The following is a 23,579-nucleotide window of genomic DNA, read 5'->3' as shown; positions in this document are numbered from 1 at the left end:
TTTATCTACAATTGAAAGTCAATAATAAAGATTTAAATGAAGTTCATTTAATGCGTGCTTTTGCTGCGGTTTCTGTTACTATTTTTCATTTATCTCTTGGTAATCAGGCTTTATTAGTTAATAAATCGGTGTTTACGACAATAACTAGTTTTGGATATTTAGGTGTAGAAATTTTTTTCATATTGTCAGGATATGTCATATGTTATTCATTGCCTCCTAATTATAATTATTTTAATATTAAATCATTTTTAGCTAAGCGAGTTGTAAGAATTTATCCAGCATATCTGATTTCGATATTGCTGGTAGTTATACTTAATTCAATCTCTCATTACATTACTGATATTGAAAATCATTTGAGTATTATTGATCTATTTGCAAATATTTTCTTCCTTACTAATCTAGGATTAGGTAATTATTTGAATGTAGTTTATTGGACTCTGGGGTTAGAAATACAATTTTATTTATTAATTGCAATAAGCTTCATGTATATAAAAAACACCTACAAAGTTGTTTTTTATCTTATAATATTATTGATCTTAAGTTCATTACCAAAAATTAACAATATGGATATTATTTTTCCGAATTTATCCGTATTTGCAATTGGTATAATAACTTTTTTTTATAAAAAAAAGCAACTTATAAGCTTAAAAGTCTTTTTTCTACTCAGCACCATCACCTTACTTCATATATATATTTTCTTAGGGACAGCTGTGTTGCTTGCAAGTTCTATTTGTTTTTTAATACTGCTTTTCTGGACTAAAATAAATGCAGTTATAAAATTTTTCTCTAATATTTCTTTTTCGCTTTATTTAACACATGTTACAATTGGAGGCAAAATAATCAATTTAGGTTTAAGATTCTTTCACACGGAATTAAGTCGATACTTTTTGTTTTTGATCGCATTTACATTGTCAATATTATTTGCACATTTTTTCTACCTGATTTTTGAAAAGCCAGCGATCAGCTTTTCAAAAAAAATTAAATATGCCCAAAACCACGCCGCTTAAAATAGCCTTAATAGCCGATCCGGAACTGCCCGTTCCACCCCTTCTGTATGGCGGTATTGAGCGGATTATTGCGATGTTAATAGAAGGCTATGTCAACTTAGGCCATGAGGTAAGTTTGTTTGCACATGCCGATTCCAAGACATCAGCGAAACTTTTTGCCTATAGGGGGGAAACCTGTACGCGTTTTTCAGACATTTTGAAGAACTCATTTTTAATCAATAGGGAACTATTCAGTAATAGATATGATGTGATCCACAGTTTTGGAAGGCTGATTTATCTTTTACCACAATTGCCTTTTCGTACACTTAAAATAATGAGTTATCAAAGAGAGCCTACCATTAGCCAGGTAAAAAAGGCAAAAAAATTGTCGCGACATAATTCGTTAGCTTTTACAGGTTGTAGCGCTTACATTAGTAATCAAATATCACCCTATTCCCCTGCCTATACCGTTTTTAATGGTGTAAATTTAGCAGTTTATCATTTTAACGATGAGATTTCAGCAGATGCACCATTGGTTTTTTTAGGTAGAATAGAACCTATTAAAGGAACTCATATTGCAATCCAATTGGCACTGGCTACTGAAAAAAAGCTAGTTATCGCAGGAAATGTTCCTGATGAGTACAGCGATTATTTCGAACTAAAGATCAAACCCCATTTATCTGAAAAAATTACCTACATCGGACCTGTGAATGATGAACAAAAAAATAATCTTTTAGGCGCTGCGCTGGCGTTTCTCATGCCCATAGAATGGAATGAACCTTTTGGTATAGTAATGGCAGAAGCCATGGCTTGTGGTACACCAGTAATTGGTTTTAATAAAGGCTCAGTACCTGAAGTGATCATTAACGGTGTAAATGGATTTAAATGTGATACATTAGAAGAAATGATCATGGCTGTTAAATCTGTAGAAACAATTGATCGAAAAACAGTTCGTAATGATGCTGAGCAAAGATTTTCCGCTCAGGTAATTATTAGCCAATACTTGAGTCTTTATTCCAAACTTATCAATAATGAAGATTTCAATAGCTAACCCGTCAGTAGCACCGCATGTTAAACAGAATGTCACGGCCTACTTTGAGAATGGGCATTTAACTACTTTTTACACTACTTTCTTTTCACATCCAGTAAACAAACTCTCTATCTTGTTATCGAAGATTCCAGGGTTGAAGAAAGAGATAAAAAAGAGATCATTCAATAACATACCAATAGCGTACTTTGAAAGTAAACCGCTACCCGAAATAGTAAGAAGTATATCTGCCAGAAAACTGAATACAAAAATAACAGATGCCATCTGGCACTATGCAGAATTATCATTTGATCGGTGGGTGGCTAGAAAAATAGATGTAAAAAAAATAGATATCATTCATACTTATGAACATTGTGCGCTAGCTACTTTAAAAAAGGCTAAAGAACATGGAATTTATACAATTTATGAACAACTTAGCCAGCACCATACTTTTTTTACCAGCATTGCACATCAGCAGTTTTCGAGTTATCCAGATCTTAAAAATGAGGATACCAGTATATTGGTCAACGGTAAAGCAATGCAAAGAAATAAAAGAAGAGATGAAGAACTTAGACTTGCTGATACAATTCTCTGTAATTCTTCTTTCACTAAAAAGACACTGATACTCGCTGGAATTAAAGAAGAAAAAATAACCGTCATACCACTGGCCTTTCCCATACCGATAGACAGAATTAGAAATAGAAATAATAACGAACCGATAAAGTTCTTGTACGCTGGAAATCAATCATTGAGGAAAGGTAGTCACATATTATATGAAGCCTGGAAAATCTGCGACTTCAAAGCAGTTGAAGCTGAATTATGGTTGGTTGGGAAAATGCAGCTTCCGGAACAATTGAGAATGAATTTACCAGGGAAAGTAGTAATAAAAAATACCATTCCACATGATGAACTTCTGGCACTATATAGTGAAGCAGATATTTTTGTTCTACCAACACTGGCAGATGGATTTGGCATGGTCATTACGGAATCTATGTCGCAGGGTACTCCAGTAATCACCACAGAAAATAGCGCAGGACCTGATATCATTGAGCATGATAAAAATGGCTGGATCATACCTGCCGGTGATTTGAATGCCTTGATTGGCCAAATGAAAGCAATTGTAAACGACGGTGTTGAGTTAGATAAAATAAGTGCTGCAGCATTATTGAGCGCTCATCGTTGGCAATGGCCTGATTACCGCTACCTGCTCAATCAAAAAGTAAATGCGTTATATAAAGTGAACCGCAAAAAGTTATAATGCAATCTAAAAAAGTCTGTCTAATTACTCCCGGGCATATTTCTTCTAATCCAAGATTAATAAAAGAGGCAACTTCATTAAGCAATGCCGGATACCAGGTTCATATTGTTTTTACTCAGTATATGGAATACTTGATAGCAGAAGACAGGAAGATTTTAGATGCACACCCTAATTGGACATACGATCAATTATTATGGACACCAATAAATAAAACGTTAAAGCTTAAAACAGCCATAATCCAAAGGTTTGCCAAATGGATTAATCCTATAATCAAAACCACAAATCTTCTGATCAACCGAAACTATGTCTGGCAACTCAAAGTAGCAATAAAAGCTAACGCAGATCTGTACATTGCTCATAACTTAGGTGCTTTACCTGTCGCTGTAAACGCAGCAAAAAAGAATCAAATGAAATGCGGCTTCGATGCAGAAGATTTCCACAGACATGAGGTTACTGATAATCAAAATGATGCTGATGTCAGATTAAAAAAATCTATTGAAGACGAATATTTAAATAAAGCAGATTATATCACCACAGCAAGTCCCCTAATTAGTGAGGCCTATAAACAACTATACCAAGGTTTATATCCTATCGTAATTAATAATGTGTTTGAGATCAAATATCAGCCTGAATTTAATAATAATATAAACTCAAAACTACGACTGTTTTGGTTCTCACAAACGATAGGCAAAAATCGAGGTTTGGAGGATGTGATCAAAGCTCTAAATCAGATAAATAATCCCTTAGTTGAGTTACATTTATTAGGTAATCTAGCAACTGAAGATGCAAATTACTTTGATAAGTTTGCTAATTTTGAAATTAAATACTATGAACCCATATCTGCAGACCAGATATTTAAATTAGCAGCTAAATTTGATTTAGGACTAGCGCTGGAACTAAATACACCAATAAATAGAGATATCTGTTTAACTAATAAAATCTTCACTTACCTTATCGCTGGTCTTGCAATCATTGCTTCCAATACTAAAGCACAGCACCAATTTTTAGAAGAAAATAAACATATCGGTGAGCTATATCCAATAGGAAATGTGAATGCATTGGCACATGTTATATCCCGATTATTTAACGACAGAGCGTTGTTAAATAATTATCGAAAAAATGCATATTTTCTAGCTAAATCAAAATATAACTGGGAGATGGAACAGCAAAAAATTTTGACAAATATTAATTTGGTTATTAATTGAAAAGAACGATATCTTCTTCACATAAATTTTAATATCTGATAAAACTAAAGATAAATGAAAGTCTCCAATACGATAGTTGTAATGGTATCTATAGGCGATAGAACTAGCCTAACTAACTTCACATTCCCAAGGCTTGCTGAATGGGCTACTAAATTCAATTATAGCAGTATTTTATTAAAAACAGGTTATAACCCATTAGATCGAGCTCCACATTTCAATAAATTACAAGTTCACAAAATACTTCCAAACTTCGATAAATATATCATTATTGATGATGATCTTCTGATGAGTACAAATGCACCTGAAATGGAACAAGTTCCTGACGGCTTTATTGGTTTATGTAAAGATGCTGAGCAAAGGCACACCGAGGCCAATCATGTTTTATGGACAGCAAACACTGGTTTTATTGTTGTAGACAAGAGTGGTCTTCATTTATTGGATAAAGCATATGAAAAAGGTGAATATCCTTACAGATGCGAAGATGGCAGCGGAAAAGGGATATGGGGACCTCACGATCAAGGAATACTCAATGATATTGTTTTCAGAGAGGAAAGAATATATGAATTAAGTTACAAATGGAATTATCAACCAATATTAGACTATTTTATTAATGATCAAGGTTGGTATAAATGGATGAGTAGCAAAACCTATAGATTAAGTTATTATGCAAGCTTATTGTCTCCTTTTTCAAATAAAAACAAGACTAAAATTTCCAATGCTTATGGCCTCCATTTAATTAGAGGGACGTACCCTAAATTCTTTTCAAGAATCTTTAAATAATTGAAAAAACTCCTTATTATCTCCCCTTATTTTGCTCCAGTTAATGCAGCAGATATGCAAAGAATTAGGATGAGCGTGCCTTATTTTGCTGAATTTGGGTGGGAACCCACTGTGGTGATGGTAGCCCAGAAATATACGGATCTTCAAACTGATGTGCTTTTAAGTGCGAATATACCCTCAAATGTAAAAATCCATCAGGTAAAGGCATTATCAAAAAAGTTGACGAGCAAATTTGGCTTAGGAAGCATTGCATTGCGCTCGCTATGGTTATACAAGAAAAAAGTTAATCAAATCCTTAAGGCAGAAAAATTCGACCTCATCTATTTTAGCACTACACAATTCCCTGTATTAATTCTCGGTGCCTATTGGAAGAAAAAATTTAGTATTCCATACGTTGTGGATATGCAAGACCCTTGGTATTCTATGTATTATGAAGATAAGCCAAAAGCAGAAAGGCCTGCAAAATATTGGTTTTCATCTCGTTTAGACAAAAATCTGGAACCTATCGCAATGAACCATGTTGATGGTTTAATTAGTGTTTCACAGGCTTATCTGGATACATTGAATAAACGTTATCCACGATTAAAATCATTGCCCCAACAAGTGATTACCTTTGGTGCTTGCCAAAAAGACTTCGAGCTGGTTCAAAAAAAACAGTATAAGTTTGAGTTGCCATTTCGTAAAACAGATGGTCTAACGCATTTGGTTTATGTAGGCAGAGGTGGTAACGATATGAAAGAAGCCTTAACTTTATTATTCAAAGGCTTTAAAAAAGGTTTGGCAGATCAATACGAGCATTTCAGCAAGCTTAGGTTTCATTTTATTGGCACAAGTTATGCTCCTTTCGGTACCGGCATTCAAACGATCATGCCCATAGCCGATGCCATGGGTATTTCGGCATATGTGGAAGAACAAACAGACCGCATCCCCTATTTTCAAGGTATTTTCACTCTTTTAAATGCAGATGGTTTGGTTGTGATTGGGTCGAATGATCAACAATATACCGCATCAAAATTATATCCTTATATTTTAGCAGAAAAACCTTTATTGGCATTTTTCCATCCAGAAAGCAGTGCTGCCAATATCATTAAAGAATGTGAAGCTGGAGTGGTGTTTTCGTTAAGCGATGAAGATTTAACAATTGATAAAATTAGCCATGAATTATATTTGATTCTTTCAGGAAAGAAAAATTCAGCCACTGATTGGTCTGCATTTGAACTGTATACAGCTAAAAATCTGACCACAAAGCAGTGTGATTTGTTTAATAGGGTGATTGCTAATCAAAAAACATAATATTAATTGAAGTCGCTAGCCATCATCGTCACCCACCCTATCCAATATTACGTACCCGTTTATCAGCAACTGGCAAAAGCATGCCGATTAAGAGTATTTTATACATGGGGAGAGAAAGGCGCAGCATCAAAATACGATCCAGATTTTAACAAGCATATTCAATGGGATATTCCATTATTGGAAGGCTATCCTTTCGAATTTCAGGAAAATACCGCAAAAGATCCAGGATCACACCATTATAAAGGCATCGTTAACCCAAAATTGATTGAAAACATTAAAGCCTTTCAGCCTGATGCGATTTTAATTTACGGCTGGGCTTATCAAAGCCATTTGGCTGCAATGCGGTATTTTAAAGGTAAAATCCCAATCTGGTTCAGAGGAGATTCCAACCTTTTAGATGAAACCAGCAGGGTACGCAAAATACTAAGGAAATTATTCTTAATTTGGGTATATCAGCACATTGATTTGGCATTTTATGTGGCCAGTGCCAACAAGGCTTATTATAAAGCCTTCGGTTTGAATGAAACAAAACTTGTTTTTGCACCCCATGCCGTAGATAATGAAAGATTTTCAACTGCACCAAAACAAGCCTCAGAAAACATCAGAGAACATCTCAACATAAAAAATGATGAAGTATTAATTCTCTTTGCGGGCAAATTGGAATCTAAAAAAAATCCGTTGCTCCTACTGAAAGCATTTGCTGAAATTACATTAGCAAACACGCACCTATTATTTGTTGGAAATGGAGAACTGGAAGTGCAATTAAAAGCAAGTGCGCAGTTGCATCATAAAAAAGATAAATTGCAGAAGGTTCATTTCATGGATTTTCAGAATCAAAGCCAAATGCCCGCAGTTTACCAGGCTTGCGATTTATTCTGTTTACCTTCGCAAGGACCAGGAGAAACCTGGGGTTTAGCCATTAATGAAGCCATGGCTGCCGGGAAAGCCATTTTGGCTTCAGATAAAGTAGGCAGTGCAACAGACCTTATCTTAAAAAATAAAAATGGAGATACATTCACTTCCGGAGATTTAACTGACCTAAAAAATAAACTCCAGTTTTTATGTAAACATCGGGAAAGTTTACTTGCTATGGGACTGGTAAGTAAAGAAATTATTGAGAACTGGACATTTGAACAACAGGTTAACGTATTGATTAAAACATTAAATGACTAAGCACATCTACTACATTCTGTTATATATACCCTACCTGCTTAGTGTAGCCCTGCGTTCATCACCACATAGCTCCTATCTCATTGCATGGTTTGGATCATTCTTTATCTTTTGGGTGTGTTTTAAGGGAATTATTAAAAAACTTCCAAATGACTTACCCCTATTTGAACAACTATTAAGACCAGTATTTTTTTTGCATGTAATATTTGCTGGTTATATGGCATGTACCTCCATATTTTATTATGTTAATGCACTCGGCTATGAATATTTCAGCTATGTTGGGAATAATGATTTTTTATCGGATGATGTTTATAAATCGGTTGCCCTCTGCCAGCGTTATTATGTACTGGGGCATGCCGCACTGATTCATGGTATTCTTGCAGGAATGAATTACCCACAAGAAAAGAAATACCGTATTTACGCACCATCTATGAGTAATTTGTTATTGGGTATCTCCGTAATATGCTTACCCTTAGGCTATTTATTCTCTAAAATGGGCGGCTTAAACCAATTTAGTATTCAATTAAATGGATTAAGTTTTGTAGCCGGTAGTATTGCACTTGCCTTTGCGATTCGGGAAAATAAAAGAGTTAACCTTCTCGCATCAACCGGACTATTTATATTAAACATGATGTCGGCCCTAAGTTCTGGTTTTAAAGAACCTATAATTGTTTGCGTATTGCTCCTGGGCGTTTTTCTCCTACCTGTTTATGGCAAAAAGGTACTGCCTGTGCTGATTCCAGTCTTGATCTTATTATTTTTTGTATTGCCTACCTTTATAGGAAACTTTAGGGAACTCTCATCTGAAGGGGCTGATGCCACCGTGGCCAGAAATAAAAGTATTGATAGAATCTTAAATAATGATAACCTAACGGATGATTTGCAGGAAGATAACTGGGTCTTTTTAACTGGTAGGTTGTCTGAGATCAATATGTTTATTAAATATACACAGTCTACCCCTTATTATATCCCCTATTACAAAACAAACCTGATCAAAAACGCACTACAAACCATTATTCCAAGAGCATTCTGGCCTGGAAAACCTGATGTGGAACAGTTGGTAATGGATAGGGTGTATGCTGCACGGGTAGTAGACAGAGAAAGTATTGTTTCTGCCAAGCCAGCTTTCATTGTAGATTGTTATCTTTCTTACGGAGGTATTGGCATCTGGATTGGCCTGTTTTTATATGGATATGTAGCCCAGCATATTTCTGCACTTGCAGAACGAATGTTTGGTGGCTATTTTATGGGAACGGCGGTGATGTTTGCGGGGCTATTTCAAATTCTGTGGCGGGGAAACAGTTTTGAGTTTCTCGCTAATGCTGTTTTCTGGAGTTTAATCACCATGATGATTTTTCAAATGGTTTTCAAAGCTAAAGCAATCCTTTATAAAACCAATTAGCCTGTTGAAAATTATTCACATCACAGCTTCCTACAAACCCGCCTATATTTATGGAGGACCGATCCAAAGTGTAGGAAAACTCTGTGAAGCCACCATTTCGGATACACATCAACAGCATATCGATCTGGAAGTTTTCACCACAACCGCTAATGGTAAAAATGAACTTCCTGTAGAAACAAAGAAACCGCTAATGATTGATGGAGTTAGGGTAACCTATTTTGAAAGATGGACAAAAGACCACAGTCATTTTTCTCCCGACTTATTGTTAGGCCTACAAAAAGCACTTAAACAGGCTCAGCAAAAAAACGAACAAATCATTATTCATATTCACGCCTGGTGGAATCTGGTTTCAGTATTAAGTTGCCTTATTGCTAAGTGGTACAATATTCCTGTAGTGCTTTCACCTAGAGGAATGCTCACCAATTACAGTCAAAATAACCGACATGCCAGTATCAAAAGTCTTTTTCATCGCCTGATTGGAAAACACCTTTTAGAATATTGCCATATCCACGCCACCAGTACACAGGAAAAAGAAAATATCCAATCCATTATTCAACCTAAAACGATAACGATTATTCACAATCTGGTAAATATTCCAAGTGATCTATCCAATTCGGATGAATCAAATATGAATAAGGAAAATTTGGGGTTGATTGACAAGTTTAAAATTATCTTTCTATCACGGATTGAAGAAAAAAAGGGCCTGCCTCTACTTTTCAATGCTTTGGCTAAGATTCAAATGCCATTTACGTTAACCATTGCCGGTACAGGATTAGACGAATACATCGCAAGTTTAAAAAAGCAAGCAATTATCTTAAAAATCGATGACCAAATTCAATGGGTTGGCCAAGTTTCCAATAATGAAAAATTTAAATTGTTAGCGCAACACGATTTACTAGTATTGACATCCTATAATGAGAATTTTGCGAATGTAATAATCGAAAGCCTGAGTGTTGGTACTTCGGTTTTAATATCAGATCAGGTTGGCTTATCTTCATATGTTAAAACAAAACAATTGGGATGGATTACTACCTTAAATCCCAACGATATACTTAAAACCATATCTGAGGCTATTTTAGATGCTGAAAAATTAAATCTGATTCGCAAACAAGCACCTATTATGATCGCCAATGATTTTAAAGACGCTGTTCTGGTTCAACAATATTTATACCTTTATAAAGACACGGCAAATTGAAAAGTCCAATCACGGTCATTATTCTAACCTTTAACGAAGAAAACAATATTGTTGACTGCTTAGAAAGTGTAAAAGACTTTGCAGCACAAATCTTCATCGTAGATTCTGGTTCAACAGATCAAACGTTGCAAATCCTAACCAGATATCCTGTACAAATTTTTCAGCACCCTTTCGAAAATTATAGTCTGCAGCGCAACTGGTCATTAAAAAACCTCCCTATACAAACAGAATGGGTTTTGAACCTGGATGCAGATCAGCGGTTAACAGACGAATTTAAAGCTGAAGTTCACCATCATCTGAGTAATGGAAAATTAGAAAATATAAATGGATTTTTAGCCAGTAGAAAAACCATGTTCATGGGCAAATGGATTAAATACGGCGGCCACTACCCTACTTATCATGCCATGGCATTCAGGTTAGGAAAAGGACAATGTGAACAAAAACTATATGATCAGCATTATTTGGTAGAAGGCAACACGATTAAACTTAAAGGTGACGTAATTGACTTAATTACCGAATCTCTGAGCACTTTTACATTAAGACATGACAAATGGTCAACACTGGAATCTATCCAGCAATTCAACAGCGCAAATTCTTCTACTGAAACCATTATAGGAAAATTAAAAGGGGATGCAATGCAAAGAAGAAGGTATTTTAAAAACCTGTATGAAAAGCTCCCACTTTTTGTAAGACCTGTTCTTTACTTTCTGGTTCGTTATTTCTTCCGTTTTGGTTTTTTGGATGGAAAACGAGGATTGATCTTCCATTTTTTACAGTGCTTTTGGTTTCGATTCTTGATTGATGCCAAAATTTATGAACTTCGTAAAACAAACAAACAAATCATTCAGTAACATGAACGACACTACCGCTAAAGAAGCCAAAAAACAAGCAGACAGGAAAGCCATCAAGTTCATTGTGATATTATTTATCCTGTATATTCTGTTTAGTCAGGGAAACTTGTTCATGTTTAGTGTAATGACCCCTACCGGGCGATTTTACAATCCCTACATAGCCGAACACTTTGATTATATTCAAGGTTTAAAAACAGCACTGATTAAACCTGCTGTATGGATCATCAAATTATTTGGTTTCTACGCCATTCACAATGAAATGGACGTTTTAGTCATTAACGGGCCCTACTTAAGAATTAATTACTCTTGCCTGGGTTTAGGTGTGATGAGTTTTTTAACAGCTTTTGTACTCGCTTTCCCTGCACCATGGAAATCAACCTTTAAGATGCTATTTATTGGGCTAATTACCATTTATGTTTTAAACATCCTGAGAATAGCGGGCTTGGGATTACTATTTGGTTACTTCCAGAGCCAGCGTAACTATTTTGAATACCATCATGAAATCTTCAATGTGATTGTCTATATCATTATATTTATCATGCTTTATATCTGGATCAGGAAGAATACGAAGAAGGAGTTAGAGGGTTAGTAGTTTAGATGGGTTAGGTATGATACTAATAATTAGTTGTTTACATTTAGCTTTTGTCTTTTCACTTTAGGCTTTTTGCTTTAATCTTTTCGCTTTAGGCTTTAACCTTTAAAAAATTTAAATAAAAAGTTTTGTTAAAAACAGAGTTACATAAAAATTTCAACACCGGTAATTTTCAAATCGGGGCTTCAGGTTTGAAGCAATTGCTTTGGTATTTTACTGATGTTTTTTTCTTTAAAAGCAAGATCATCCCCATCAGCAGTGTGCTCGTTTTTTTACTCCAGGCATTCGGTGCTAAAATTGGTAAGGATGTTCGTATTAAGCCAGGCATACATATTAAATATCCCTGGAAACTGGAAGTTGGCGATTATTCCTGGCTGGCAGATTGTTATATTGAAAACCTGGATTGGGTAAAAATTGGTCAGCATTGTTGTATATCTCAGCAAGCCATGCTAATGACGGGCAACCATAACTATAAAAAAACAAGCTTTGATTTAATAACCTCACCTATCATTTTAAAGGATGGCGCATGGATCGGTGCAAGGGCCGCAGTATGTCCGGGAATAACATTTAATACCCACGCGGTACTTAGCATGGGTAGTGTAGCCATAGGTGATCTTGAGGCATACAGCATTTACCAGGGAAATCCCGCAGTAAAAATCAGGGCAAGGATACTTCACTAAAATCGTTTAACACACTTAAAAAAAAGTCGCATAATAGTGACTTTTTTTGTTTAAAAAATAAGCTCAATGAATGAAATTTTAGCTAAGAGGTGTTTAGCTAAAATAATTGAAGTATATCATACAAGTTAACTACAAACCCTTAACTTAGATTAAAAATATGCAGCTGTTAAACTTCCTCGTTGGCACTACGTGTTTTTTTCTTCTTTTATTTTCTATGCATTTGCTTTTCGCAAAGAAAGGAAACAAAAGACAAAACATGTTGTTGGCAGCTTTATTTTTTGCACGGTTTGGGCAAGTTTTAACCTCACTCCTGATGATGTCAGGTCATCAAGATACGTTGCCTCTGCTTTTTCAAATCTTTCTACCGCTTTATTTTGCTGCACCAGCATGCTTTTATCTGTATATTACTGGTTTTATACACAACAGGAGAACTTTGGGCAGAATAGAACTGTTACATTTCCTACCGTCAGCACTTGCTATTATCCACGTTATACCATGGCCATATATCACACCATTGGATTGGAATACCATTGCCAGTCAATTTAATGAAAACGGATATCTTTCATTACAAGCTAAAAATGGGTTGTTTCCACCCTATTTTCAGTATGCTGGAAGGCCACTTCTTATTATAAGCTACCTTACCCTTAGCTGGTACATGGTTATCCGGTCTAAAATTAATGATCAGGTTAATATAAATGATCCTGGCAAAAACTGGATTTTGTTTCTTCTTCGCTTAGCTACGTTTTTCCAGTTAACAGGTCTAATTCCCATTGTATTAAGGAGTATGAACATTCCCATTTACAATTCATTTTTTATTATTTTAAACTGTGCTACGCTTTTGGTTATGCTCCTGTATGCGCTTCATCATCCACATTTTTTTTATGGTTACCTATTGGTTTCCACTGATTGGAATCAAAAAGATATACCCAATAAGCATCCTGTTCCGATGCCCCTATCAACTGATAACCAATTACCGCTCAAGATTATTCCACCAGAGGTTACAGTGCTTACCCAGAAGAAAATGAATTTACCCATTCAACAAATCTCACTTTATGCAGTATTGATTAAAAATGTAATGGAGATACAGCAACTTTATCTTCAGCCAGATCTACAGATTATAGATGTAGCTAATTTGGTTAACATACCAGTTCATCATTGCTCACATGTAATCAATAATCATATTGGGAAAAATTTTAGAGACTGGATTAATAGTTATCGTATAGCGCATTTTTTAAAGGAGTACCCCCTTCAGCGTGAGAAAAAAACCATTGAAGCCCTGGCAAAGGAATCTGGCTTTAAAAGTCAGGCTACGTTTTATAATGCATTTAAAAAAGAGAAAGGTGTGATGCCCACTAATTATTTTTTAAAAGGCCAGATTGATCCATCTCCCTTAGACTAATTCATATAACGATTGAATCGTTGGAGAGATATAGGCCTCCAAATATCGCATCAGGTTGCATATAAACTAACTTTGATGCTGATATTGCACTTCTCAAAATTTATTTTTTGAAAGCAATAAGGATATTATTAGATGTAGGATATGAAAACAAATGCTGTAGATTATTTATTTTTGCAACCGCTCTTCAAGTGTTTGGAGCAAATTCATCCACTTTCTCAATCTTTTATAACACACCATGAAAGGAATTGTGATCTAATTAACATTAAAAAAAACAAATTCATCCTCTCTCCATTAGATAACAATGACGCCATTTACTTTTTAGTTAAGGGGCTTGCAAGGGGTTTTATCAGAGAAGGAAAAAATGAAATTAGTACCCGGTTTGTTTTCGAAAACCAGTTTATTGAAGTCATGCATCAGCCAGGAAATAAATCAAAATATTCCATAGAATATTTACAGGCTCTGGAAGATAGTCAGCTCATTCGAATACCTTATAAACTGATAGAATTCATTAATACCACTTACCCCGAATACCAGATTATCAATAGGAAACTACTGGAAATAAACTATCAAATTGCATTAGAAAGATCACTCCTCGCCAGAATACCGTCTGCATTAGGTAGATATCTAAAATTTGAGGCAGGCCATCCTGGTTTGAACAGAATTCCGCAGCGCTATCTCGCCAGTTACCTGGTGATGCGCCTGGAAACTTTAAGCAGAATAAGAAATAAAGTTTTAGATATTAAGATTATGGAAATGACATAGCAGGATATCACTTTATAAGTGCTTTACAAGCACACCAAAAGGATAAAGGAATACAATAATAGGGTGATCATAAATTTTCTTAGCCAATATAATTACCTGTACCTAAACACTTAACGATTAATAACCTCTCCTTCTTTACTATAACCCATAGTACAATTACGATTGTGCCCGACTAAATACTTGGTGATCTCCAGTATATCTACCCGTTTTTATCTCATTAAGGTATTTCTGCCTTCTATTTAAAAACCTCCTAAAAGCTTTCGTGTTGTTTTCGCAATCACCCTCATTAAATCTTAACTAGTTTACCTATGACAGAGAATGAATTTTCCATCAGCGTGAAAACACATGCCAAGTCGCTAATCTCGCATGCGTTAAAATTCACTAAGGACCTTGACGATGCAAATGATCTCGTTCAGGATACACTTGTTAAAGCTACCCGTTTTGCTTACAGGTGTGATTATCAAACCAATACCAAAGTCTGGCTTTTCGTAATTATGCGGAATACATTCATTAACAATTACCATAAAAATGTTAGGCACCGAAGTCGGGTAGTTAGAGAAGATGAAGTTTCAGCAGGTCAAATGACTTATAGCGCCACTGCTAACGGTGCTGAGACCAGTTTTGCCATGGATGATATTAAGAAAGCTTTGAATAGTCTTCCTCAAATTTATTCTGTACCCTTTATCCGTTATTTTGAAGGTTACAAATATCAGGAAATTGCTGACGAACTAAATTTGCCATTGGGTACCGTAAAAACTTATATTCATCATGCCAGGTTAAGATTAAAGAAGCTACTTAAGCAATACAATAACAATTAAAAAGGCACCCTTAAACTCCAATCGGGCATACTGAATTGATAATTCAGCATGCCCGATTTTGTTTATAGTATTAAATAACAATATCAGGAATTGCAGGAGTTTCACCGGTTGCTGAACCTGTATTTATTTTTGGCGTATTCTCATTGTAGGAAGCCTCCAGGTGATTCAGGTATATTTTTAAATTTTGGATCTTCCCCCTCACCACTTCCTGCTTCTCGGCAGTATGTTCTGGAGCGCCATCCATAGCATTCAACACATCCACAGAATAATCCATAAAATCTTTTAGATTCTCTGATAAAAGTTCTTTCTTTTCGATCATTTTTAAATTGCTTTTTTTAGAATAACAGGAAGAATAGAAAAAGGTTCATTGTAAAATGGATATGGATTAAATTCAGCAAAATTGCAAACTCAATACCTGCTTATTAACGTTCCAATACCCGAAATATTCATGAATTTATTTGGTTTTGATGTAACATTTTTGTATATTTATATTCACCATAAAACAAAAGCCTATAAACAAAGACCTACTTAAATCATTATTACAATCGTATCGCCTATGAGAAATTATGTTTTAGGAATCTCCGGTCTTTTATTAATCGCTACCTGTTCAGTTTTCACTTCATGGAAAAATAGTGACACCAAAATGGGTACGCAAAAGAATTTGGAAGAAGTTCCTCTAGAAACTGCTTATATTCATCATGCAAAATCACTTTATCAATCTGCACATTTAAAAGATTCTGGTCTTGCCTTTCCTGTATTTGAAAAAGCACTTACTGGCTTCTATAATTTGAAAAAAGCTGGTTTGCTCTCTGACCATGCGCTGCTAACCATTGCTGATTTTGATCAACCCAGCACGCATAAGCGGCTATATGTACTAAATGTCGATCAAAAGGATGTGGTATTGAACACTTGGGTAGCCCACGGACAACGGAGTGGTGAAGACCAGGCCGTAACATTTTCCAATCAAAATGATTCATTTACAAGCAGTATTGGATTTTATGTTACTGGTGAGGAATACCACGGTACACATGGCCGCTCTTTAAAACTAGATGGCATGGATCCTGGCTTTAATGACAATGCCAGACTTCGTTCCATCGTCATTCATGGTGCTCCATATGTAAGTGAAGGTACCATTGCCGCTTTAGGTCGATTAGGTAGAAGCCAGGGTTGCCCTGCAGTTTCTCCTGAACTGGCTGATGCATTGATTTCTTCGCTCGGCGAAGGTAGCGTACTATTCATTAACAGATCTGCAGAAAAATATTCTTCTTCTTACTTAAATGAAGATAGTGCTTACCTTGCCATTATGCCTGAAATCAAAAACAATAGCCTCTATGGCAATAATATGGATTAGCTTCTGAAAAGATGTGTATATAATACGGCATCCAATCCATAAATATCCTTTGCAAATTTCAGTTCGCCTGCTGTATTTCGCCAACAGGTAAAATAGCTGAGGTAGACTGGAATTTGCTTAGGAAGTGAAATATTCTCAGCTTTAGGATCCTCACTCATCATTCCCGTACTAATGCGGTCAAACTTTTTTCCGGCACCAAAAAGTGCTTTAGCCAGTTCTTGTGGTTGTTCTACCCTTACGCAGCCATGGCTTACTGCTCTAACAGGTTGATTAAAAGCAGCTTTAGCCGGTGTATCATGTAAATAAACGCTACTTTGGTTATTAAATAGAAATTTGATTTTACCAAGTGAATTATCATCGCCCGGACGTTGTTTAAAAGTGTACGTTTTTCCAACATCAGCTGCAGACCAGTCAATGGTTTCCGGGTCTTCTACCAGTTTTCCCTTATAAAACACATCAATATTTTTATTACCTAAATAATAACGATCTTTTGCGGCATATTTAACAATTTCATTGGTCGCAATACTTTCAGGAATATTCCAAACCGGATTGACCTGAACACTATGAATCAAACTTTTAAGCTGTGGCGTTTCCCTGTTAAATGGTCGGTCCTTCTCTAGTTCATTCTCATCATATTCAGTTAATGAAGGAGCCATATTTTGGTTCCGTCCTTCACCTACGCATACTTTCATGGCTAAAGAAACCTGGCCCTTTTCAATCACCTGTAACTGAAATTCAGGAATATTTACCCAAACATACTTATCCTCAACAGGGCTGTTTTGCCAGCGCAAACGTTCTAAATTTACAGCAATCAACCGTTTGCTTTCTTCAGCAGAGCGACCGGGTGCAAGTGTATGCTGCTTTAAGGCCTGTTGTAGCATTTTATAATCTGCCCTTTGTGGCTGAATGCTATCTAAAAAAGTATTCAGGTTTTTAGTTTGGTAAGGCTTTCTAAAACTTATTGAATCTGGCCTTTTAGTTTTAGTATAATATTGCGCATAAATTTTACGTGGACTAACCAACCCAAATTCCATGGCCTGACTATAAGTGGTAATGGAATAACTTGCTGCTAATTCAAGATCGATAAGTGTTTGATAAGCCGCATCCAGGTCTTTTACCTCTGATTTCTGATAAATTTTATCGAGAGTGGATTTAAATTTTGAGATTTTAAACGTTTCTGGAGATAAACCATGATCTTCAACCTGAGCAATAACATTTGCAGCTTTTAAAAGCCCGCTATCCGGAAAATATTTCTCTGTTAATATAGGTTCATATTGATGCTCAGCATATATGGCATCTGTAAATTTAGGATTTTGAAGTGTTTTTGAGCGGCTTTCAATTGCCAACTTTAATTTTTGTCCAAATTCTTCCATATCAATCTGATTGAAGATTTTGTTTCCGGTCTCCTTAGCCAAATACGCACCAACTTGAGATTTATTTTTTTTACAGCTGGTGATAATAGTTAAGCTGAATAATATCGATAAGACACAAAATATCGGCTTTTTAAAATTCAATGAATACATGTGGATATAATTCAAATTGTGTAGTATTTGTTTTACGAAGTTTATATTTAATTGATAATGAATTGATTGAATTTAATTTTACTTACAAAGTTTAAAGGTTAACTATTAATGATACATTTAGACTGACGAAGTTCTTCCCCCTCACCATCCTACAGAAACTTCGTAAGTCGAGTTATCAACTTGCGAAGTTTAAAAGGCCAGTAGCGTGGTAAAACTTCGCCAGTTTTAAATAAAGTAATGCTAATAACGGATTTTTATATTTTGTCATTGCGAGTTGGCTTTTTTGCATACGAAGCAATCTATTTTAACGAATCAAATTGCTTCACCCCATTACTAAGCCCTACCCTTCAGTTCTAAACGACGGATTTTCAAATTCCAAACGCTGCATTCAGACTGACGAAGTTCCCCTGCTCATCATTCCACCGAAACTTCGTAAGTCGAATGATTTAATTGCAAATTTTTAATATTCATTAAATCTTCATTTAGGATGTAGACATTTATGGAACAATTAACAAGGTTTAATAATTTATAAACTATAAGAAAATGAAAGCAATTAAAGTTTTAATGATCGCCCTAGTAGCAGCTTTTACTGTAAACACAGTTAGCGCACAAACTAAAACACCTGCAAAAGCAAAAGCTGATACAACACAGGTTAAAAAAGTAAAAAAAGCACATGGTAAGCACGCAGCAAAAAAAGCTGAAGCTAAAAAAGCCGAAGTAAAAAACTAGTACACAGCACAAATGAAACCAACAGCATGTCCACCTTGAATTAAGTTTCAAGGTGGACATGCTGTTATATGGCTATTTGCTTTAGCTGCTTAAAAATAAATTACTAAAAGAATCTTCTGTTAGTTTAAAGGTAATTCACCTAAGCCCTCCAGAAACCAACCAGATTGATATTCAAAAGTCACTTCATCTTCACCTGATTTACTGATTACTTTTGAAGTAAAATCATGCGCAATCTCTTTCTTGCTTTCTAAAACCTTTTTGGCCAAAACTGCAAATTCATTTAAGTCAAATCCATCTTCAATTACGAAATAAGGTTCTCCGGCTTCCGTCCAGCGAGTTTCAAAAAGCCCATCTTCAAATTTTTTCTGCTGTACCTCAGTCAAGCGAGGAACATGTTTTTGATTATCCATATGCTGTTAATTAAAATTATCTAACTTAATAAATGATTTATATAGTCTTCTGCGAAACGCACCAGACAAAAAAAGACCGGCTTCTCACCGGTCTTCGTATAACAATACCTGGCTTACAATTTAAGCCGGAATTTTTCTTGGTACTTCCCGTTCCCAGAATCTGTGCATCGCAATCATTTGCGCAAACAAATCTGTTAAAGTAGAAAGATCATCTGATACGATAATACCTTCTCTAAGTACGGTTTCAGCAGAATATTCTGCCGGAAGTTTTTTATGAAAATAACCAGCCTCCAATACTTGAATGGCAGCATCATCTGCAGCAATCGCCTTGCAATGCTTAAATGCCTCATTAAGGAAATGCACAGCATTGGCTTCAGCCTCTAAACTAGCAACACTATTCGTTCCTCCAGGAACATAAACGGCATCATAAAGTACAGAAGCAGCGGTAAGGAAGCTTTCATCTACCTGAATGTGTTGATCTTCTGCTGAAATGATCTCACCTAATTTAGGTGCAATAATATGAACTACTGCGCCCTTAGCAACCAGTGCATCTTTCACGGTACTTAATGATTTTCCATCTACCCCATCCGCAGCCAGAATAGCAATTTTTCTGGTTACAATAGAATCTTTAATGGTATTGGCCATGCTTAAAGCTTCTGATTTAGCCAATGAACCTTCTTTCTTTTCTGATGCATAATCTGCCGGATCAGCATCAGCAGGAACACTTCCATTAAGTTCTGCTAATGGAATTTCAGGCACATGTAAACCAAGTGAATAAGCAACCGCGGCAGCAAGACCTTTATCTATATGTGCTAAAACACCCAACATCCGCTCACGGATAGGTACCATTTTCACTTTTCCCAATTCAAAACAAAGGGCATCAATTAAGTGATTTTTTTCAGGATCAGACTGGCTATCAAAAAACAATTTTGCCTGAGAAAAATGATCAAAGAAGCTTTTACTTCTAGCCCTGATCTTTCTCGCATCTATTCGTTCATTGTAACTGGTAAAACCTCCATTTGCTGCAGCGGTTTGCTGTGGATCATTTGCCGCAATGGCATTTGGTCCGTAACTGGTTTTTCCACGATTAATGGTCTGGCGCATATGGCCGTCACGCTGGTTATTGTGTACAGATATAACAGGACGGTTAATTGGAATTTCATGGAAATTTGGTCCACCTAACCTAATTAACTGCGTATCGGTATAAGAGAAAAGCCTGCCTTGCAACAACGGATCATTGGTAAAATCAATTCCAGGCACTACATGACCAATATGATAGGCCACCTGCTCTGTTTCCGCAAAAAAGTTGTCTGGATTACGATTCAGCGTCATTTTACCAATTCTTTGCACAGGAACCAATTCCTCCGGTATCAATTTGGTAGAATCCAAAAGGTCAAATTCAAATTTAAATTCATCTTCTTCCGGTATAATCTGAACACCCAATTCCCATTCCGGGAAAGCGCCAGCCTCAATGGCATCCCAAAGATCTCTTCTATGAAAATCAGGATCCTTTCCAGAAATATTCTGGGCTTCATCCCATGCTACTGAATGCACCCCTAAAAGAGGTTTCCAATGAAATTTAACAAAACTCGCTACGCCAGAGGCATTCACGAATCTGAAAGTATGTACGCCAAAACCTTCCATCATGCGGTAACTTCTTGGTAAGGCACGGTCACTCATGGCCCACATAATCATGTGTGCAGATTCAGGAAGTAGTGAAATAAAATCCCAAAAAGTATCATGTGCAGATGCAGCCTGAGGCATTTCATTATCTGGTTCAGGTTTCACGGCATGGATCAAATCAGGAAATTTAATGGCATCCTGAATGAAAAAGACTGGCATATTGTTTCCTACCAGATCGAAATTTCCTTCCTGAGTATAAAACTTAACTGCAAATCCCCTCACATCTCTGGCCAGATCGGTTGATCCCCTTGATCCTGCTACCGTAGAAAACCTTACAAATACAGGTGTTTCTGCTCCCGGATCACAAAGAAATGCTGCCCGTGTTACTTCAGACATATCTTCATACACTTTAAAAACACCATGGGCGGCCGATCCTCTCGCATGAACCACACGTTCTGGAATACGCTCATGATCAAAATGCGTAATTTTCTCCCGAAGGATAAAATCTTCCAGCAAGGTTGCCCCTCTGTCGCCAGCTTTTAATGAATTCTGATCGTCGCTAATTTTCACACCATGATTGGTGGTCATTTGCTGCCCGGTACTATCGGCAACAAATTCTTCCAGTTTGGTGGTTTTATCATTTTCAACCTGCGTAGGTTTAATGGTATTGTCTTCTGATTTTTTCGCCATAATATTTTCTCTTAAGCTTCCTCAGCTGCTTTGTAATTGATTTCGTTTCCAGCGATATCCGATAGTTTCGTATCTGCATTTTTCTCTTCAGACAGCGTCTCTTCCAAAATATCGCCCACTTCTGTTAAGCCCAAAGTGGTAGCCAGTTGAATTAAACCACTATAAGATGCAATTTCATAGTGTTCTACTTTTTGAGAAGCCAGAATAATGCCTACATCACGCGTTGCTGTTCCTGGTTCCGTTTCTTCTACAATGCCTTCACCCTCTTTGGTGATACCTTCCATGGCGTCACATTTCTTTGCAATTGCTTTTTCTCCAAGCAATTCAAAAATCTGCTCTAATCTGGATACATGCGTTTTTGTTTCTTCCAGGTGAGATTCAAGTGCAGAAACAAGTTCGGATGCCGTAGCTGCAGAAATCATTTTAGGCAATGCCTTAACCAGATGATTTTCTGCCCAATATAGATCGCGGATGCCATCAGTAAAAAGTTCCTGAAGTGCTGAAGAAGAATCTTTAGTGGTTTTAGTACTTAACTTTGGTTCAGTACCGCTTTCCTGTTTTTTCATATTGATGTTTTGTTTATGTTGATGTTTGTGGCTAAACTGCAGTACAAGGATGGGGAAAGTTACCTGATGATATCAAAATATTTTATTTTATCATCAGGTTGGTTCTTTTATCCAAGGTTCTTTTCTGCAGTGTTATACCTTAAGAGAACCCCTGCCGACACAAAATAGTTTTAAGAGTTTTACGGTGATAAATACTTTTCTTTCACTGAAATGCCGATGCTTAAAACACTAGATTGTAAAGGCCGAAAAAGAACACTTATCAACATCACTAAATAAACTGTTCATTTAAGAAAACTTTGATGAGATTCTATGGTTTTGATTGCATGGAAAATATCGATCAATTGATGATACCCGCCGCAAGAAAAGGCGAAATGGAAGTTTTACAGGAATTGATTCGCAGGAATGCCAATTTAAATGCACGCGATGAAAAAGGATATACGCCACTGATTATTGCTTGTTATAACAACCAGTTAGCAGCCGCTAAATTGTTACTTGATGCCGGAGCTGATATTAATGCTGCCGATGATGGGGGTAATACGGCACTTATGGGGGTAAGCTTTAAAGGGTATATTGAAATTGCTAAACTCCTGGTAGAACGTGGCGCAAATCTCGATCTACAGCATGGTAATGGTGGAACAGCACTGATGTTTGCCAGCATGTTTGGAAGGAATGATGTGTTGCAATTATTGCTTGCTAACGGTGCAAATACAGAAATGAAGGATGCCCGTGGACAGACTGCTGCAGATTTGGCCGCCATGCAAAGAAATGAAGATGGGCTAAAATTGTTAAATGTATCCTAATGAACTCTTGAATTTAATTCAGGATTTATATCAAGGTTAATTTTTAAAGGTGCTGAATCAAGTTCAGGATAATGGGTTCTCCGATGACTTCGTATATATTTTAGAACCACCCCGCCTTGCAGGCACCCCTCCGAAGGACTATCGTGTGGACACAATTAATTTATAAAGATCTTTTGCCCGCTCTTTGCCGCGGGGGCATGGTACTTTGGAGCGCCAAAGTACCCAAAGCGCTTTGTCAATCCAGCAAGGGGCCTGCCACACAACCCCACACACATCAAAAAAACAGCGGCACTTCGTTTTGTATTCATATTCTTTTAAGCTTCGAACCTGCATTAATGAACACAAAACCACTGCGTTTAAGGTTTGGTAGTGCCATTTCTACTATTGTACACCTGTTTTTTTGATTTCTCCGGCCCTTGGGATTGACGGCGTTCTTCGGTAAGGCCTATGCTTAATTAAAGTTGGTCAG

At 36.4% G+C, this 23,579-nt stretch carries 24 protein-coding genes; 18 read left to right on the top strand and 6 right to left on the bottom strand.

Annotated features, from left to right (window positions below; genetic code table 11):
* Window positions 1–11: 11 nt before the first annotated feature.
* The 12 genes from AN34_RS14550 (at window position 12) to AN34_RS14495 (ending at window position 12,439) form a co-directional block, all read left to right on the top strand.
* Window positions 12–1,007 carry an acyltransferase gene (locus AN34_RS14550; protein WP_029286642.1) on the top strand — a complete coding sequence of 332 codons (996 nt, stop codon included), beginning with the start codon at window positions 12–14 and terminating at the stop codon, window positions 1,005–1,007.
* Window positions 985–2,037: a glycosyltransferase family 4 protein gene (locus tag AN34_RS14545; protein WP_029286641.1), complete on the top strand. Its 1,053-nt coding sequence runs from the start codon at window positions 985–987 to the stop codon at window positions 2,035–2,037. Before AN34_RS14550 ends, AN34_RS14545 begins: the two co-directional genes overlap by 23 nt.
* Window positions 2,018–3,271, top strand: a complete 1,254-nt coding sequence (locus AN34_RS14540; protein WP_029286640.1) for a glycosyltransferase family 4 protein — start codon at window positions 2,018–2,020, stop codon at window positions 3,269–3,271. The genes AN34_RS14545 and AN34_RS14540 overlap by 20 nt, the downstream gene beginning before the upstream one ends.
* Window positions 3,271–4,476 (top strand): hypothetical protein, encoded by a 1,206-nt coding sequence (locus AN34_RS14535; protein ID WP_029286639.1) that lies wholly within the window; start codon window positions 3,271–3,273, stop codon window positions 4,474–4,476. The genes AN34_RS14540 and AN34_RS14535 overlap by 1 nt, the downstream gene beginning before the upstream one ends.
* 54 nt (window positions 4,477–4,530) lie before the next feature.
* On the top strand, window positions 4,531–5,256 hold the full coding sequence (locus tag AN34_RS14530) for a hypothetical protein (protein ID WP_029286637.1): 726 nt from the start codon (window positions 4,531–4,533) through the stop codon (window positions 5,254–5,256).
* Complete coding sequence (locus tag AN34_RS14525; protein ID WP_029286636.1) at window positions 5,257–6,549, top strand: glycosyltransferase; 1,293 nt, start codon at window positions 5,257–5,259, stop codon at window positions 6,547–6,549.
* A 6-nt stretch (window positions 6,550–6,555) separates the two neighbouring features.
* The gene (locus AN34_RS14520) at window positions 6,556–7,722 is read left to right on the top strand and encodes a glycosyltransferase family 4 protein (protein ID WP_029286634.1); all 1,167 of its coding nucleotides are present in this window, start codon (window positions 6,556–6,558) and stop codon (window positions 7,720–7,722) included.
* Complete coding sequence (locus tag AN34_RS14515) at window positions 7,715–9,121, top strand: exosortase Y-associated Wzy-like protein (RefSeq protein ID WP_051666585.1); 1,407 nt, start codon at window positions 7,715–7,717, stop codon at window positions 9,119–9,121. Before AN34_RS14520 ends, AN34_RS14515 begins: the two co-directional genes overlap by 8 nt.
* A 4-nt stretch (window positions 9,122–9,125) precedes the next feature.
* Complete coding sequence (locus AN34_RS14510) at window positions 9,126–10,316, top strand: XrtY-associated glycosyltransferase XYAG1 (RefSeq protein ID WP_029286632.1); 1,191 nt, start codon at window positions 9,126–9,128, stop codon at window positions 10,314–10,316.
* Window positions 10,313–11,167, top strand: a complete 855-nt coding sequence (locus AN34_RS14505) for a glycosyltransferase family 2 protein (RefSeq protein ID WP_029286630.1) — start codon at window positions 10,313–10,315, stop codon at window positions 11,165–11,167. The genes AN34_RS14510 and AN34_RS14505 overlap by 4 nt, the downstream gene beginning before the upstream one ends.
* The gene (gene xrtY / locus AN34_RS14500) at window positions 11,130–11,756 is read left to right on the top strand and encodes an exosortase Y (RefSeq protein WP_036677302.1); all 627 of its coding nucleotides are present in this window, start codon (window positions 11,130–11,132) and stop codon (window positions 11,754–11,756) included. The genes AN34_RS14505 and xrtY overlap by 38 nt, the downstream gene beginning before the upstream one ends.
* Window positions 11,757–11,887: 131 nt before the next feature.
* The gene (locus tag AN34_RS14495; protein WP_029286628.1) at window positions 11,888–12,439 is read left to right on the top strand and encodes a WcaF family extracellular polysaccharide biosynthesis acetyltransferase; all 552 of its coding nucleotides are present in this window, start codon (window positions 11,888–11,890) and stop codon (window positions 12,437–12,439) included.
* Window positions 12,440–12,651: 212 nt separating this feature from the next.
* On the opposite strand, the gene AN34_RS21785 is transcribed toward AN34_RS14495, so the two are convergent.
* Entirely contained in the window at window positions 12,652–12,828 is a 177-nt protein-coding gene (locus AN34_RS21785; protein ID WP_197285530.1) for a hypothetical protein, read from the bottom strand.
* A gap of 44 nt (window positions 12,829–12,872) precedes the next feature.
* On the opposite strand from AN34_RS21785, the gene AN34_RS14490 reads away from it, so the two are divergent.
* The 3 genes from AN34_RS14490 to AN34_RS14480 all read left to right on the top strand — a co-directional run bounded on the left by AN34_RS14490 (window position 12,873) and on the right by AN34_RS14480 (window position 15,418).
* On the top strand, window positions 12,873–13,838 hold the full coding sequence (locus tag AN34_RS14490; protein WP_197285529.1) for an AraC family transcriptional regulator: 966 nt from the start codon (window positions 12,873–12,875) through the stop codon (window positions 13,836–13,838).
* A 141-nt stretch (window positions 13,839–13,979) separates the two neighbouring features.
* Entirely contained in the window at window positions 13,980–14,600 is a 621-nt protein-coding gene (locus tag AN34_RS14485) for a Crp/Fnr family transcriptional regulator (protein WP_051666583.1), read from the top strand.
* Between the two features lie 308 nt (window positions 14,601–14,908).
* Window positions 14,909–15,418, top strand: a complete 510-nt coding sequence (locus AN34_RS14480; RefSeq protein ID WP_029286624.1) for an RNA polymerase sigma factor — start codon at window positions 14,909–14,911, stop codon at window positions 15,416–15,418.
* A gap of 70 nt (window positions 15,419–15,488) precedes the next feature.
* Here the strand turns inward: AN34_RS14480 and AN34_RS14475 are convergent, their stop codons facing one another.
* On the bottom strand, window positions 15,489–15,737 hold the full coding sequence (locus tag AN34_RS14475) for a hypothetical protein (protein ID WP_029286622.1): 249 nt from the start codon (window positions 15,735–15,737) through the stop codon (window positions 15,489–15,491).
* 237 nt (window positions 15,738–15,974) lie between these two features.
* Here AN34_RS14475 and AN34_RS14470 point away from each other — a divergent pair, with 237 nt between their 5' ends.
* Window positions 15,975–16,769 carry a murein L,D-transpeptidase catalytic domain family protein gene (locus AN34_RS14470; RefSeq protein ID WP_029286621.1) on the top strand — a complete coding sequence of 265 codons (795 nt, stop codon included), beginning with the start codon at window positions 15,975–15,977 and terminating at the stop codon, window positions 16,767–16,769.
* On the opposite strand, the gene AN34_RS14465 is transcribed toward AN34_RS14470, so the two are convergent.
* A complete protein-coding gene (locus AN34_RS14465; RefSeq protein ID WP_231625560.1) occupies window positions 16,766–18,184 on the bottom strand; it encodes a L,D-transpeptidase family protein in 1,419 nt (472 codons plus the stop codon). The two genes, AN34_RS14470 and AN34_RS14465, sit on opposite strands and share 4 nt — an antisense overlap.
* Window positions 18,185–18,835: 651 nt before the next feature.
* Between AN34_RS14465 and AN34_RS14460 the strand changes: the two genes are divergently transcribed.
* Window positions 18,836–19,021 (top strand): hypothetical protein, encoded by a 186-nt coding sequence (locus tag AN34_RS14460; RefSeq protein ID WP_029286619.1) that lies wholly within the window; start codon window positions 18,836–18,838, stop codon window positions 19,019–19,021.
* A gap of 119 nt (window positions 19,022–19,140) precedes the next feature.
* Here AN34_RS14460 and AN34_RS14455 read toward each other — a convergent pair whose 3' ends face one another.
* From AN34_RS14455 to AN34_RS14445, 3 genes are all read right to left on the bottom strand, one after another.
* Complete coding sequence (locus AN34_RS14455; protein WP_029286618.1) at window positions 19,141–19,431, bottom strand: hypothetical protein; 291 nt, start codon at window positions 19,429–19,431, stop codon at window positions 19,141–19,143.
* A 120-nt stretch (window positions 19,432–19,551) separates the two neighbouring features.
* The gene (locus AN34_RS14450) at window positions 19,552–21,744 is read right to left on the bottom strand and encodes a catalase (RefSeq protein WP_029286617.1); all 2,193 of its coding nucleotides are present in this window, start codon (window positions 21,742–21,744) and stop codon (window positions 19,552–19,554) included.
* 11 nt (window positions 21,745–21,755) lie between these two features.
* A complete protein-coding gene (locus tag AN34_RS14445) occupies window positions 21,756–22,310 on the bottom strand; it encodes a ferritin-like domain-containing protein (protein ID WP_029286615.1) in 555 nt (184 codons plus the stop codon).
* A gap of 323 nt (window positions 22,311–22,633) precedes the next feature.
* Between AN34_RS14445 and AN34_RS14440 the strand changes: the two genes are divergently transcribed.
* Entirely contained in the window at window positions 22,634–23,110 is a 477-nt protein-coding gene (locus AN34_RS14440; RefSeq protein WP_029286614.1) for an ankyrin repeat domain-containing protein, read from the top strand.
* Window positions 23,111–23,579: the final 469 nt, after the last annotated feature.

This window comes from Pedobacter sp. R20-19 (assembly GCF_000708265.2).
In the GTDB taxonomy this organism is placed as follows: Bacteria; Bacteroidota; Bacteroidia; order Sphingobacteriales; family Sphingobacteriaceae; genus Pedobacter.
This window is presented reverse-complemented; position numbering and strand designations above follow the sequence as displayed.

Bases quoted from the DNA above. Each gene is read 5' to 3' on its own strand.
- AN34_RS14545 (WP_029286641.1), top strand. From the start codon at position 985: ATGCCCAAAACCACGCCGCTTAAAATAGCCTTAATAGCCGATCCGGAA.
- AN34_RS14540 (WP_029286640.1), top strand. From the start codon at position 2,018: ATGAAGATTTCAATAGCTAACCCGTCAGTAGCACCGCATGTTAAACAG.
- AN34_RS14535 (WP_029286639.1), top strand. From the start codon at position 3,271: ATGCAATCTAAAAAAGTCTGTCTAATTACTCCCGGGCATATTTCTTCT.
- AN34_RS14530 (WP_029286637.1), top strand. From the start codon at position 4,531: ATGAAAGTCTCCAATACGATAGTTGTAATGGTATCTATAGGCGATAGA.
- AN34_RS14515 (WP_051666585.1), top strand. From the start codon at position 7,715: ATGACTAAGCACATCTACTACATTCTGTTATATATACCCTACCTGCTT.
- xrtY (WP_036677302.1), top strand. From the start codon at position 11,130: ATGAACTTCGTAAAACAAACAAACAAATCATTCAGTAACATGAACGAC.
- AN34_RS21785 (WP_197285530.1), bottom strand. From the start codon at position 12,828: ATGCTGGTGCAGCAAAATAAAGCGGTAGAAAGATTTGAAAAAGCAGAG.
- AN34_RS14485 (WP_051666583.1), top strand. From the start codon at position 13,980: ATGAAAACAAATGCTGTAGATTATTTATTTTTGCAACCGCTCTTCAAG.
- AN34_RS14480 (WP_029286624.1), top strand. From the start codon at position 14,909: ATGACAGAGAATGAATTTTCCATCAGCGTGAAAACACATGCCAAGTCG.
- AN34_RS14475 (WP_029286622.1), bottom strand. From the start codon at position 15,737: ATGATCGAAAAGAAAGAACTTTTATCAGAGAATCTAAAAGATTTTATG.
- AN34_RS14470 (WP_029286621.1), top strand. From the start codon at position 15,975: ATGAGAAATTATGTTTTAGGAATCTCCGGTCTTTTATTAATCGCTACC.
- AN34_RS14460 (WP_029286619.1), top strand. From the start codon at position 18,836: ATGAAAGCAATTAAAGTTTTAATGATCGCCCTAGTAGCAGCTTTTACT.
- AN34_RS14455 (WP_029286618.1), bottom strand. From the start codon at position 19,431: ATGGATAATCAAAAACATGTTCCTCGCTTGACTGAGGTACAGCAGAAA.
- AN34_RS14450 (WP_029286617.1), bottom strand. From the start codon at position 21,744: ATGGCGAAAAAATCAGAAGACAATACCATTAAACCTACGCAGGTTGAA.
- AN34_RS14445 (WP_029286615.1), bottom strand. From the start codon at position 22,310: ATGAAAAAACAGGAAAGCGGTACTGAACCAAAGTTAAGTACTAAAACC.
- AN34_RS14440 (WP_029286614.1), top strand. From the start codon at position 22,634: ATGGAAAATATCGATCAATTGATGATACCCGCCGCAAGAAAAGGCGAA.